11 protein-coding genes and 1 pseudogene are annotated in these 12439 nt (G+C 51.9%); 4 read left to right on the top strand and 8 right to left on the bottom strand.

Annotation, left to right across the window (positions count from 1 at the left end; genetic code table 11):
- Positions 1–266: 266 nt before the first annotated feature.
- The 5 genes from LC431_RS13015 to LC431_RS12995 are packed head-to-tail and all read right to left on the bottom strand — an operon-like array spanning position 267 to position 6168.
- A complete protein-coding gene (locus tag LC431_RS13015) occupies positions 267–1040 on the bottom strand; it encodes a FadR/GntR family transcriptional regulator (RefSeq protein WP_013574975.1) in 774 nt (257 codons plus the stop codon).
- Positions 1041–1056: 16 nt separating this feature from the next.
- Positions 1057–1842 (bottom strand): ATP-binding cassette domain-containing protein, encoded by a 786-nt coding sequence (locus LC431_RS13010; protein WP_013574976.1) that lies wholly within the window; start codon positions 1840–1842, stop codon positions 1057–1059.
- A complete protein-coding gene (locus LC431_RS13005; protein ID WP_223509967.1) occupies positions 1839–3635 on the bottom strand; it encodes a dipeptide/oligopeptide/nickel ABC transporter permease/ATP-binding protein in 1797 nt (598 codons plus the stop codon). The genes LC431_RS13010 and LC431_RS13005 overlap by 4 nt, the downstream gene beginning before the upstream one ends.
- The gene (locus LC431_RS13000; RefSeq protein ID WP_013574978.1) at positions 3632–4579 is read right to left on the bottom strand and encodes an ABC transporter permease; all 948 of its coding nucleotides are present in this window, start codon (positions 4577–4579) and stop codon (positions 3632–3634) included. Before LC431_RS13000 ends, LC431_RS13005 begins: the two co-directional genes overlap by 4 nt.
- Positions 4580–4593: 14 nt before the next feature.
- A complete protein-coding gene (locus LC431_RS12995) occupies positions 4594–6168 on the bottom strand; it encodes an ABC transporter substrate-binding protein (RefSeq protein ID WP_112151785.1) in 1575 nt (524 codons plus the stop codon).
- A gap of 143 nt (positions 6169–6311) precedes the next feature.
- On the opposite strand from LC431_RS12995, the gene LC431_RS12990 reads away from it, so the two are divergent.
- Positions 6312–6962 carry a DUF1028 domain-containing protein gene (locus LC431_RS12990; protein WP_013574980.1) on the top strand — a complete coding sequence of 217 codons (651 nt, stop codon included), beginning with the start codon at positions 6312–6314 and terminating at the stop codon, positions 6960–6962.
- Positions 6963–7573: 611 nt separating this feature from the next.
- A pseudogene (locus tag LC431_RS12985) lies at positions 7574–7690 on the top strand (helix-turn-helix domain-containing protein); the annotation flags it as partial.
- Between the two features lie 34 nt (positions 7691–7724).
- On the opposite strand, the gene LC431_RS12980 reads toward LC431_RS12985, so the two are convergent.
- On the bottom strand, positions 7725–8510 hold the full coding sequence (locus tag LC431_RS12980; RefSeq protein ID WP_223509965.1) for an SDR family oxidoreductase: 786 nt from the start codon (positions 8508–8510) through the stop codon (positions 7725–7727).
- 148 nt (positions 8511–8658) lie between these two features.
- Between LC431_RS12980 and LC431_RS12975 the strand changes: the two genes are divergently transcribed.
- A complete protein-coding gene (locus LC431_RS12975) occupies positions 8659–9552 on the top strand; it encodes a LysR family transcriptional regulator (RefSeq protein WP_064558686.1) in 894 nt (297 codons plus the stop codon).
- A 34-nt stretch (positions 9553–9586) separates the two neighbouring features.
- Here the strand turns inward: LC431_RS12975 and LC431_RS12970 are convergent, their stop codons facing one another.
- Both LC431_RS12970 and LC431_RS12965 read right to left on the bottom strand, forming a co-directional pair.
- A complete protein-coding gene (locus tag LC431_RS12970; RefSeq protein ID WP_223509964.1) occupies positions 9587–10576 on the bottom strand; it encodes an aldo/keto reductase in 990 nt (329 codons plus the stop codon).
- 26 nt (positions 10577–10602) lie between these two features.
- Complete coding sequence (locus LC431_RS12965) at positions 10603–11454, bottom strand: aldo/keto reductase (protein ID WP_223509962.1); 852 nt, start codon at positions 11452–11454, stop codon at positions 10603–10605.
- Positions 11455–11827: 373 nt separating this feature from the next.
- Here LC431_RS12965 and LC431_RS12960 point away from each other — a divergent pair, with 373 nt between their 5' ends.
- Positions 11828–12349 carry a hypothetical protein gene (locus LC431_RS12960; RefSeq protein WP_223509960.1) on the top strand — a complete coding sequence of 174 codons (522 nt, stop codon included), beginning with the start codon at positions 11828–11830 and terminating at the stop codon, positions 12347–12349.
- The last annotated feature ends 90 nt before the right edge of the window (positions 12350–12439 follow it).

Below are 12439 nucleotides of genomic sequence, written 5' to 3'. Positions count from 1 at the left end.
CTCCTGGCGCGGCCAGCCACTGTCGACAAGGATATTTATTCCTTCGTCTGTCTGAATCAAATATCCCGGTACAGGTATATCACCCGGCTGCATAGTCCCCAGGTAAAGCATGTACAGGCGCATGACATTTTCTCTTATTTTCATCAGCATAATAAAAATAGATGAATATCTGGCTGCTCACAACACCAGCGGCACCCATACCTTTTATGATCTAACTTCCGCTTAAGCGGGATACTTACACGCTGAAACAGGTTTCAGAATACGCGTCACTCCGCCCGGTCGCTCAAAAAACGCTCCTCAAGCGTGGCTTCCAGCCCAAGCATGGCGTCTTCGGCATGCTGCATGTGTTCGGTCATGATCTGCTGAACGGTGGCGGCATCCTGACGGCGCATCGCGTCGATCAGGCGATATTGATAATCAATGCCGACGCTGCGCGCCACCGGCTCGGGGCGCTGGTAAATATCTTTGCAGACGGCCAAATCTTTGAGCAGACGTTGCAGGAAATGGCAGATAAACGCCAGCAGCACGTTGTCAGAATAACTGGCCACCACGCCGTGAAAATCCAGTTCGGCCATGCGCTGTTCCCAGCGTTCAGCTTCGTCAGCGGGTTCATGATCGTAGACGGCAATCAGCTGATGCAGTTGCACGAAGCCTTTGGCGTCGATATTGCCGATGGCGCTGACCGCCACCAGAGGCTCCAGCGCTTTGCGCAAGGCGTAGATATTGCTGATGGAAAGCTGACGGGTAAACAGATAATTGGACAGCAAACTCATGGCGCGAGATTCGGTCATTGAATCAATAAACGCACCGCCACCGGGGCCGGTTTTGGTGCGGATCAGCCCCTGAACCTCTAAAGATTTCAGCGCTTCACGCACTGTGCCTTTCCCTGCGGCATAACGCGTTATCAGATCTTTCTCCTGCGGCAGACGGTCGCCGGGCAGCAGATTCTCGCTGATGATGCTCTCTTTGATGGCATCGACAATTTCATCAGTGCGCTTGCGGCGTACCGGTTCCGGTTGGTGTGTCATTTCAATACTCATAAATCCCTTCATTGATTTAAACCCTTGGCGCACTGGCCAGAAGACGTTGCGTGTAGGCGTGCTGCGGTGCGTTGAACAACCGATCGTTATCCGCGCATTCTACTAAATCACCGTGATACATCACCGCCACGCGATCGGCAATGGACTCCACCACCGCTAAATCATGGCTGATAAACAGATACGACAGACCGAACTCACGTTTCAGGCGATCGAGTAATAACAAAACCTGTGCCTGTACCGACACATCTAAAGCACTGACCGGCTCGTCAAGCACCAGAATACGGGCCTCGGCCGCCAGTGCGCGGGCAATCGCTAACCGCTGAGCCTGACCGCCAGAAAACTCATGCGGATAACCACTGAGCGCGTCGGCAGGCATCTGCACTGCCTCCATCAATTCCAGCATTCGCGCTTTACGTCGCATGGTGGGGTAGGCGCATAAATAACGCAGCGGCACATCCAGCGTATCAGCGATGGTTTTTCGGGGGTTGAGCGAGGCCACAGGATCCTGAAAAACATACTGAATCATCTGGCCGAAGGCTTTGTCGCTGCGTTTAGCATGTGTCGACATCGCTTCGCCCATCAGTTTAATGGTGCCGGACGTCGGACGTTCCAGACCGACCAGCATTCGCGCCAGCGTACTTTTACCTGAACCACTTTCACCCACTACCGCCAGCGTTTCGCCTTCAGCCAGATGCAGAGATATCCCTTTTACCGCTTCAACCTGCAGTTTGCGGCCGGAGAACCAGCCGGAGGTACTGCCGAAGGTTTTCACCAGCCCGTTGACTTCAATCACGTTGCTCATATTGCCCCCGGCTGTGGTTTTGAGTTGGCATACAGTTCGCCGACCTGTTTGAGGAAATCGCGTCCCTGGCCGAGTTTCGGCACGCTGGCAATCAGCCTGCGGGTGTAATCATGCTGCGGGTCCCGCAGCACTGACCGGGTTTCACCGCTTTCAACAATTTCGCCGTTACGCATCACTGCCACCCGGTCGCAAATCTGGGCGATCACGCTAAAATCATGAGTGATGAATAGCAGCGTCAGGCCACGTTCACGACGCAGCTGTTGCAGCAGCTCGAGAATACGTGCCTGTACCGTGACATCCAGCGCGGTAGTGGGTTCATCGGCGATGATGATTTCCGGGTCATTGGCCAGTGCCACTGCGATGCCGACACGTTGACGCTGCCCGCCAGAAAGCTGATGGGGAAAGGCGTCGAAGCGCGCCGCAGCCTCATCAATTCCTACGCTGTGGAGCAGCGTCAGTGCTTTCTCTTTAGCCAGCCGGTTTGACAGCGGCTGATGGGCCTGAATGGCTTCAATGATTTGTGCGCCAATGCTGAACTGAGGGTGCAGGGTGGTCAGCGGATCCTGGAAAATATAGGCCACCCGCGCGCCGCGGCACTGTTGCAGTTGGCTTTGCGTTCGCGACAGCATCTCTTCGCCGCCGACGTAAATCGCGCCAGCGGTGATTTCTCCCGGTGGGGAAGATACCAGCCCCATCACGGACAGCGCAGTGACGCTTTTTCCAGATCCGCTCTCCCCAATCAGCCCCAGACATTCTCCTTTGGCAACGTAAAAACTTACGCCTTTGACCGCTGCGACGGATTGTTTTCCCGAGCGGAAATTCACTTGTAAATCCACCACTTCCAGCAGCGCATTCTTGCCCTGTATGGCAGAGGGAACGCTGGCACGATTGACCGTAGTGACGGCTTTCCCGCGCAATAGAATGCCGGACTTCAGGCGTGGATCGAGCAGGTCGCGCACGCCGTCACCCAGCAGATTAAAACTCATGACAAGAATGAAAATCGTCAATCCAGGTACGATGGAAACGTGCGGTGCGCTGAACATCTGTGCGCGTCCCTGACCCAGCATCGAGCCTAAATCAGCGTTGGGTGGCTGGGTTCCCAGTCCGAGGAACGACAACCCGGCGGTCTCTAAAATCATCCAGCCGACGGTGGTTGACATGGTGACCACCACAACCGGCATCATGTTGGGTAGCACTTCGGTCAGCAAAATTTGCAAATGATTTTTGCCCGACAGCCGCGCCGCCTGAATAAAATCGCGCTGACGCAGGCCAACGGTCAGACCGCGAATATTACGGGCGAAGAAAGGAATATTCACCACCGAGATGGCGTAAAGCGCATTGAGCAGTCCGGGACCCAGCACCGTGACGATCACCAGCGCCAACAGTATATAAGGGAAGGCCATCAGCATATCGATCAGGCGCATCAACAGGCTGTCGGTTTTACCTCCGGCATACCCGGCGACCAGACCAATCAGTGTACCGAACAGTGCGGCCAGCAGCGTGGCGCAAACTCCCATTGCCAGTGACACGCGGGTTCCCCACAGCAGGCGGGAGAGCATGTCCCGGCCCAGCGGGTCTGTACCGAGCCAGTGGCCGGGCGAAAACGGTCGCAGCAGACGGTTGAGCAGATCGGTGGCGTCAGGGTCTGGTAACGGCAGCAACGGCGCGGCGAGGGCGGCACCTGCCACCAGCACCAGCAGGATAAGGCCGAGCGTGGCCAGCCGGTTGGCCAACAGCAGCGCCCACAACGGCTGGCGATGACGAGGCGTGACAGTGGTGATGTTCTGGCTCATGATTTTAACCTCGGGTCGAGAAGCGCCTGTAAAATGTCAGCACACAGGTTGATCAGTACATAGGCCGCAGCGGCAACCAGCACGCCACCCTGTACCAGAAGCAAGTCGCGGGTGGCGACGGCTTTCACCATCATTGCGCCAAGCCCCGGCCACTGAAATACCGTCTCTATATAGACCGCGCCGCCGAGCACAAAACCGGCCTGAATACCGATCACCGGAATGACTGACACCAGCGCCATACGAAAGGCGTGCTTATAGATCACTTTGCGCTCGGACAGGCCTTTGGCGCGGGCGGTACGAATGAAGTCCTGACGCAACACTTCGAGCATCGCGGTGCGGGTCAGGCGAGCGATAACGCCGGTGGCAACAATCGCCAGCGTAATAGCGGGTAAGGTCAGATGATGCAGCAAGTCGAGCCAGCCGCCACCGGCCCAAATGGCATACATACCAGAAGCAGGGAACCATTGTAGCTCTACGGCGAACAGCATGATCAGCAGCAGACCAATCCAAAACGAAGGCATGGAAATTCCCAGCAGCACCAGCAACGTAATGATGTGGTCGCCCAGGCCAAACTGGCGGACGGCGGAGAGTATTCCGGCCAGCAGCCCCAGCACGGTGCTTAACAGCAGTGCGCAGCCTCCGAGCAACAGCGTGGCGCCAAAACGCTCCATCACTTCATCAATGACCGGGCGATTAAGCACGTAAGAACGGCCAAAATCGCCGTGCAAAATATTGCCCGCCCAGATCAGATATTGTTGATAGAGCGGTTTATTCAGCCCGAGTTCCTGATTGATCCGTGCGACGTTTTCCGGCGTGGCCCAGGCACCGAGCAACGCCTGAGCCGGATCCCCCGGGATCATTGCCATAATCAAAAAAACAATCAGCGACAACCCGATAAACACCGGAATGGTCGAGAGCAGCCTTTTAAGCACGTAACTCCCCATAAGTTTCTCTCCGATTACTGTTTGGTTACCCGGTTGAGCAACAGATTGAAATTCGGTTGCAGTGCGAAGTGCTGAATTCGTGTGGAGGTTACGGCGTTCTGTTTCCAGTTGGCGACGAAAATCCACGGTGCATCGTCATGTACGAGCTGCTGCACCTGCCTGTAAAGCGCGGCGCGCGTTGCGGTGTCTGTGGTCATGCGCGCTTGTTGCAACAGATTGTCCACCTGCGGATTGCTGTAATAACCGGAGTTAAAACCGCCTTTTTTCGGCCAGGCGTCGGTGCGTAGCGTCAGGAAAGGTAGGGTGTCAGGGTCGTTGGTCATCCAGGCCATTTCCGCCATATGGGTGTGATTGTCCAGACCGGCATTAACCTTCGATAGATAGGTATTCCACTCATAGGTCTGGAGCGAAACATTCAGACCTACTGCTTTCAGGTCAGCCTGAATGGCGGTGGCCATCGGGATGGGATCCAGCATGCCTGATCCCCCCTCGGCGACGTAGAAGGTCAGCGTTGTCCCTTCTGCTCCGGCGGCTTTCAGCAGTGCGCGGGCTTTAGTCGGATCATAAGGATAGGGCGTCACCTCTTTATTGGCCGCCCAGTTAAAGGCGCGGGGGATCGGGCCCTCGGCTACGTCGGCCGAACCCTGCAAAATTTTATCTGTCAGCGACTGTTTATTGATGGCGTAATTCACCGCCTGCCTCACCCGCACGTCGTTAAAGGGGGGCACTTGTGTATTGAGCATCACGTACCAGACGTGTGGGCCGGTAGTCTGGTACAGGCGGAAGCGGTCACTTTTCTCCTTGAACAGTTTCACCGTGTCAGGAGGCACTTCTACCATTGCATCAATGCCGCCGGAAAGCATCTCGGCGACCCGCGTATTACCATCGGTGATGGGGCGGAACACCACGTTTTGTACCGCAGGTTTACCGTCCCAGTAATCACTATTGGCCGTCACCACCACGCGCTGATTGGCTTTCCATTCTGCAAAGCGGAATGCGCCAGTGCCGACCGGGTGACGGCCAAACTCTTTGCCGTATTTTTTCACTGCCGCTGGTGACACGATAAGGCCGGTTGGCGTGGCGAGGTTGGAGAGAAACGGTGAGAACGGCTCTTTCAGCGTAAAGACCAGCGTATTTTGGTCCGGTGTTTCGATGTTTTTTATCGAAGAGAAGAAAAATGACAACGGGAAAGGCCCGGTGTCATGCCACGGGTTTTTATCATCCAGCATACGGTCAAAGGTAAATTTCACCGCATCGGCATTAAACGGTGTTCCGTCCTGAAATTTCACCCCTTCGCGCAGATAAAAGCGGTAAGTAAGGCCGTCGGGACTGATTGTCCAACGAGTGGCCAGCGCCGGTTCGATATCCAGTTTCCCCTCACCGTTACGCACCAGTCCGTCGTAAACGTTCACCAGAATGCGCGAGTCGTTGGCTGCGGTAGCAACCTGTGGATCCAGCGATTGTGGCTCAGCCACCTGACCAATCAACAGCGCATCCGCAGGGGTTCTGGCCTGCACCTGAGCCTGCCACGACAGCGCAAAGAGACAAAAACAGATTGGCATAAATGACTTTTGCAAAGCTGGCAGCATATCGACCTCGTCGCTTAATAAAACGCTATGTGGAAACCTCAGAAAAAAATCAGGCGTTGTCCTGTTTATTATTTATGCGTATAAATTAACTGAATTGCAATAATTTATACGTATAAATTTAACCAGACTGTCGCGGAGTACTTATGACTTTTTCAATCGTGGCGCGGGACCCACACTCAGGTGCGGTGGGTGTCGCCACCGCTACCGCTGGCCCTGCCGTGGGTGCATTGGTGGTACACGGACGTGCGCAGACCGGCGCGATTGCCACCCAGGCAATGACCAATCCACTTTACGGGGAGCGGGGTCTGACGTTGTTACACCAGGGGGCCGATGCGGCATATACATTGAAAAACCTGCTGGCGCAGGATGCGGACGCTGCCCGAAGGCAGCTACTGATAGTCGATAATCAGGGCAATACGGCGCAGTGGAGCGGGGCAGATTGCGGAGTCTGGGCCGGAAGCATCGCGGGGCATCAATGTGTCGTCGGTGGGAATTTACTGACTGGGGAACGAACGCTGTTTGCGATGCTGGAAAATTATCACCTGCAAACTGACCTGCCGCTGGCCGACCGCCTTCTGGGAGCCATGAACGCCGGTGCGCAGGCCGGCGGCGACCGGCGCGGGCTTAAATCTGCGGCGCTGAAAATCTGGTGCGACCGCCAGTATGCCAGCGTTGATCTGCGCGCTGACTGGTCCGATGCGCCGTTGGAGGCGTTAGCGGAGATTCTGCAACAGACGCGCTCTCCTTCTCATGCCGATTTTTTTTCCGCCTTACCGAAAGGCCAGCTGCGTTAATCAGTCATAAGATTGCATAAAGGTACAGGCCATGAGAATCAGAAACATTAAAGGGTTTTGCGGGTGATTTTAATTTGCGGATTTTTGAGTCGTTAAGAGATATTTGGGGGTCACTGTGTCATCGAACTCACCTGACCCCAAATCTGACCACCAAATTTTCCCGGCGCGGAGGGAAAACTGAAAATGCATCAGGACTATTTTCACACTCGCTGATTGCATCAACGCCATACAGGCCCGGGCTCCGGGCATAAAAAGCAAAAATCCCGCTTAAGTTTCCTTAAGCGGGATTTTCTAATTTGGCTCCTCTGACTGGGATCGCCTTCGCCAGTAACTGGCTAATAAATAAGCTAAACATGAATTCCCTTTCTGTCAAGACCACCAGAATGACCACCAATAGTTGCGGGTTCCATAAATCAGGTATGAGCGTTCCGCAGCATGAGTGAACATGACTATTTTACTCTCTGAAAATGAAGCGTAATTAGAGGTAACGTCGAAGGTGTTTATCCTATGTGAAACTGTGTGCAAAGAGGTTTAACTGTCGGCTGAGTGCCATAAGCGGACATGTCTAATTTCAGTTGTGCTCATTAATCTGGTTCACTGAACGAAGAACAAAACAGGTCGTTATTGAGCGTATTAATTTAGGCTTAAGCATCAGCTCTATTGCCCGAGAATTTATTACTACCCGGCAAACCATACTTCGAATAAAGGCCGGATCCAAACTGTCATAAGACCGGCCTCTATTGGGCCAAGTTGTCAAAGGTGTTAGATTGATTTTACGTGTTTTGAAAACAGGTTCAGCTCGTTAATAATGCACTCAGGTTCTTCACTGAAAGGCATGTTGTTCAAATCTAAAACCCCATCATTTTTTTCAGGATTATCAGTTTGCAGGTCTGCAAACAGCAAAGTAAGATCCTGTTGTGCTTCTCCTTGTTCAGCCACCAGCTCGAACGTTTTATTTTTTGCCTCGTCGCTGGTCAGGGCACTGACCAGAACCTGGGCGATTTGCTCCCGGGATATCACACCATCTTCCGTTGTTCCCGTATGGCGGCGATCCCCCTGAAGCATAACGATTCGGTGCTCATCATCATTGTTGTAATCAAACCAGCCGGGCCTGACGATGGTATAGGGGTGACCACTTGCCCTAACCAGACGCTCGGCACGTCTTTTCCAGTCATGAACCTCAGTGCGTTGATTCCAGGTGCTGAGTCGTTCAGTCACACCAATCGTGGTCATTAGGCTGATACGAACAGGTGCATCCTTGCATATTCGTAAAATATTACGCACTCCGCCGTAATCTATCGCCCTGGCACCAATACGCCCCTGGCCATCGGAACCGAGAGTGAAGATGATGGCATCAATATTTTTCGGCAAATCGGTGAGTGTTTCAGGCATTGAAACATCGCCGTAAAAAACATCCGTTCCACGAGGAAGTAATTTTACTTTGCGCTTATTTCTGACCAGCGCCACGGGTTGATGACCCATTTCGATAACGGTATTCACGACGTGAACACCAATACTTCCTGTCGCCCCTGCAACGAGTATTTTCATGATAAACCTTCTGATAATTCAGACTTATTTTCGATACAGTCAGAATATCAATTATCATTATTGTCAGTAATGGGGCTAAAATGATTGTGTCTATGAACACCCTTCATGAGTGCGCGTTGAAGGGAATGTCTCCACAAGGAAATTGACGATGCTCAAAGAAAACTTCAACGAACTGCAAATCTTTCTTGTGGTAGCAAGGGAGCGAAGTTTTACCAAAGCAGCGGGTAAACTGGGCGTTTCTCAGTCTGCACTCAGTCACGCAATGAAGGCACTGGAGGAAAGGCTGAATATCCGCCTTCTGACCCGTACGACCCGAAGCGTAGCCCCTACAGAGGCCGGTGAGAGAATTATTGCCTGCCTTGAACCTCGTATTGCCGATCTTGAGCAGGAGCTAGAATCGCTTGTTCAACTGAACGGCAGTGCCTCCGGCAATATCCGTTTATCTGCTGGGGAGCATTCCGCGCGAAGTCTGGTATGGCCGAAGTTAAAATCCTTCCTTAGGGAATATCCGGAAATCAATCTCGAACTGGTGGTTGATAACGGTTTTGTCGATATTGTTGAGGGGCGTTTTGATGCGGGGATCCGCCTTGGCGAAAGCGTGGATAAGGATATGATCGCGGTGAGGATTGGACCGGAAATGCGTATGGCAGTGGTGGGAGCACCGTCCTATTTTGCCGCTAGCCGCGTACCCGAAACACCGCACGAGCTACAAAACCATCGGTGTATCAATATGCGCCTGCCGACTGCCGGTGGACTTTACCATTGGGAGTTTGAGAAGGATGGGAAACCGTTACGCGTCAGAGTGGAAGGGCAGGTAACGTTTAATCTGCAGGCGGAAAGAATTGATGCGGCTTTATCCGGTTTTGGCATCGCCTGTATACCTGAAGACAGGGTGCAGGATTATATAAAGTCAGGAGAGCTGATTCAGGTTCTGCAGGACTGGTGTCCGTCTTTCCCCGGATATTATCTTTACTACCCGAGCCGTAAGCAGCATCCGCCAGCTTTTGCGCTGATGATCGATGCACTTCGCTATCAGGAATAAAGGGTCCGCCAATCTCAGCGGACCCGTCCGGATATTAACGGCCTACGCGGGCCTGGTGCTCAGGAGAGTAACGTTCGCCGACGACTTTAATCGTTTCAAGCGCCTGGGTTATCTGCCGTGAGTCATCCTGCGAAAGAATGATGTCGGCAGCCCCCAGGTTTTCTTCCAGCCGGTGTAGTTTGGTGGTACCAGGGATAGGAACAATCCACGGCTTTTGTGCCAGCAGCCATGCCAGCGCGATTTGTGCAGACGTCACGTCTTTCTCTGCCGCCAGTTCACCCAGCAATGAGACCAGTTTTTCATTGGCTTCAATCGCCTGCTCGGCGAAACGCGGCACCGTGCTGCGGTAATCATCCTTCCCAAAAGTAGCTCCAGGCTTAATCGAGCCCGTCAGGAAGCCTTTACCTAATGGGCTGAAAGGCACAAAACCAATGCCCAGTTCCTCCAGTAACGGCAGGATCTCCCGCTCAGGCTCGCGCCACCACATTGAGTATTCGCTTTGCAGGGCCGTGACTGGTTGTACAGCATGCGCCCGACGAATGGTCTGCGCACCCGCTTCGGACAGACCGAAATGTTTAACTTTGCCTTCAGCTATCAGGTCTTTTACCGTACCCGCAACATCTTCAATCGGGACATCCGGATCGACACGGTGTTGATACAGCAGGTCAATGACATCAGTCTTAAGACGGCGTAATGATCCTTCCACAGCTTCACGGATATGCTCCGGACGGCTGTTTAAAATCTGCTGCTTGTTGTCGTCGCCAAAAGTAAAACCAAACTTAGTGGCAATGACCACACGGTCACGAAACGGTTTTAAGGCTTCGCCGACAACTTCTTCATTGAGGAAGGGGCCATACACTTCAGCGGTATCGAAGAAGGTGACGCCACGTTCAACCGCTGCGCGAATGAGCTCTATAGCCTGACGAGTATCGGTCGCCGGACCATAGCCGTGGCTTAAGCCCATGCAACCGAGCCCAAGCGCGGATATTTCGAGTCGGGATTTACCCAGATAACGTTTTTGCATTGAATGAATACCTCTTTTATCGCGACTTAAACATCAAGTTTGCGGCCAGTCAGCCATTCCACCATCGCCGGGTCGCGGTGAGAGAAGAAGGCGCTGGTTGCAGAGTCGAGGGCAGCAATCTGCAGCATATCTTCAGAGCTGAGTTCAAAATCGAGAATGTTGATGTTCTCTTCCATGCGTTCTTTGCGCACCGATTTCGCCAGCGAAACGATGCCTCGCTGGAAGATCCAACGCAGCACAACCTGGCCCACGCTTTTGCCGTACTTCTGACCAATTGCCGTTAACACGGGATGCAGGAACAGACCATTTTTACCCTCAGCAAACGGTGCCCAGGCTTCCGGCTGAATGCCATGGCTTTGATTCCATGGAACGGCATGCAGCTGCTGGTTGAAGGGGTTTACTTCAATCTGGTTTACCGCAGGGGCCACTTTGTTGAAGGCGATAAGGTCGGCCAGTCGGTCTGGATGGAAGTTGCTGACGCCAATGGCGCGAATTTTGCCTGCCTGTTGCAGTTCTTCCATAGCTCGCCATGCCCCATGGACATCACCGTAAGGCTGGTGAATCAGGTACAGGTCAACGTAATCAAGTTGCAGCCGATTCAGGGAGCGTTCGAACTGTGCTTTAGCACCTTCGTAGTTAGTATCCTGCAGCCATAGCTTGGTCGTTACAAAGAGTTCGTTACGTGCGATACCGGTCTGTTTCAGTGCGTTCCCGACCTGGGTTTCATTCTGGTAAGACGCGGCGGTATCGATCAGACGGTATCCCGTATCGATGGCATCAATAACGGCTCTTTCGCATTCAGCGGCATCAGACATCTGAAACACACCAAAGCCCAGCAGGGGCATTTCAACACCGTTGTTCAGTTTTACAGTTTGCATGACGTTATCCTTTAGCTGTTGTGTAGGAAAAGCATAACGCAAAGTGATTTATTCGATTAGATGGGGTAATTAGCTAGGGTTTATTAGGTGTGCTCATTAATTGCGTCATTATCTTGCTACCAAAAAGCATGCACAGTTGTGAGAACAAAGTTAGCATGCCCTATAGTTTATTAAGCTTTTAGCTGATGTTATAAGTAGATCTCAAAAGATGATCAGCAACATCATGTTGCGTTAGTAAGTAGAGCTAAGTATTTGTAGCTTGTTGTTTGAATGAGGAAAAAGACATAACATGTAATCCAGAGAATTGCACTATTGCATGACCACCCCTTGGTGGAAAACCTGAAATGACACCAATTCAAGTAAGGAGAGTTAATTGAAGTCAATACTTAACTGGGTTATGAAAAATGGTTGGAATATATTTAGCTTTATTGGGGTGATAGGGACATTCTATTTTTCGCTTATATATGTTCCCGGTTATGTAAAAGATATAACTGCAGCAAAGGTAAACATCACTCATGAAAGCTTAGTGGATGATGTTCAAGAGTTATTATTTTATAATAAAAAACTAACAATTGATGATATCAATTCATTCATTAAGGCCAAAGAGTTAGAGCAAGGAACTCCTTACCCATACTCGGCTGATGAACTTTTATTACAAATCCAAGATCGCTTTATGGGAAACAAATTTATTCCATTAGAGAAAAGGGAGTTACTAATGGATACAGTAAAATCTATTCGCTCCACATATTCAAAGCCAAAAGTTGCTGAGAAGAAAAGTATAAATGAAGATTCACTAGTATCAATGTTTGTTTCCGCTATAGGAGCACTCATTGCAGCTATAGGTACATATAGTATTTTTGACCTGCCCCCAGGATTAGATACAACCGTCAGTTAGTAATGTCGGTTTGTTTACCTTCACATTTTCCATTTCGCCACCGTGCTGCAAACTCTGATGGCGTCAGATAATTCAGTGCCGAATGTGGAC

Origin of the sequence: Rahnella sp. GSA61A (assembly GCF_019969905.1) — a bacterium.
In the GTDB taxonomy this organism is placed as follows: Bacteria; Pseudomonadota; Gammaproteobacteria; order Enterobacterales; family Enterobacteriaceae; genus Rahnella; species Rahnella aceris.
This window is presented reverse-complemented; position numbering and strand designations above follow the sequence as displayed.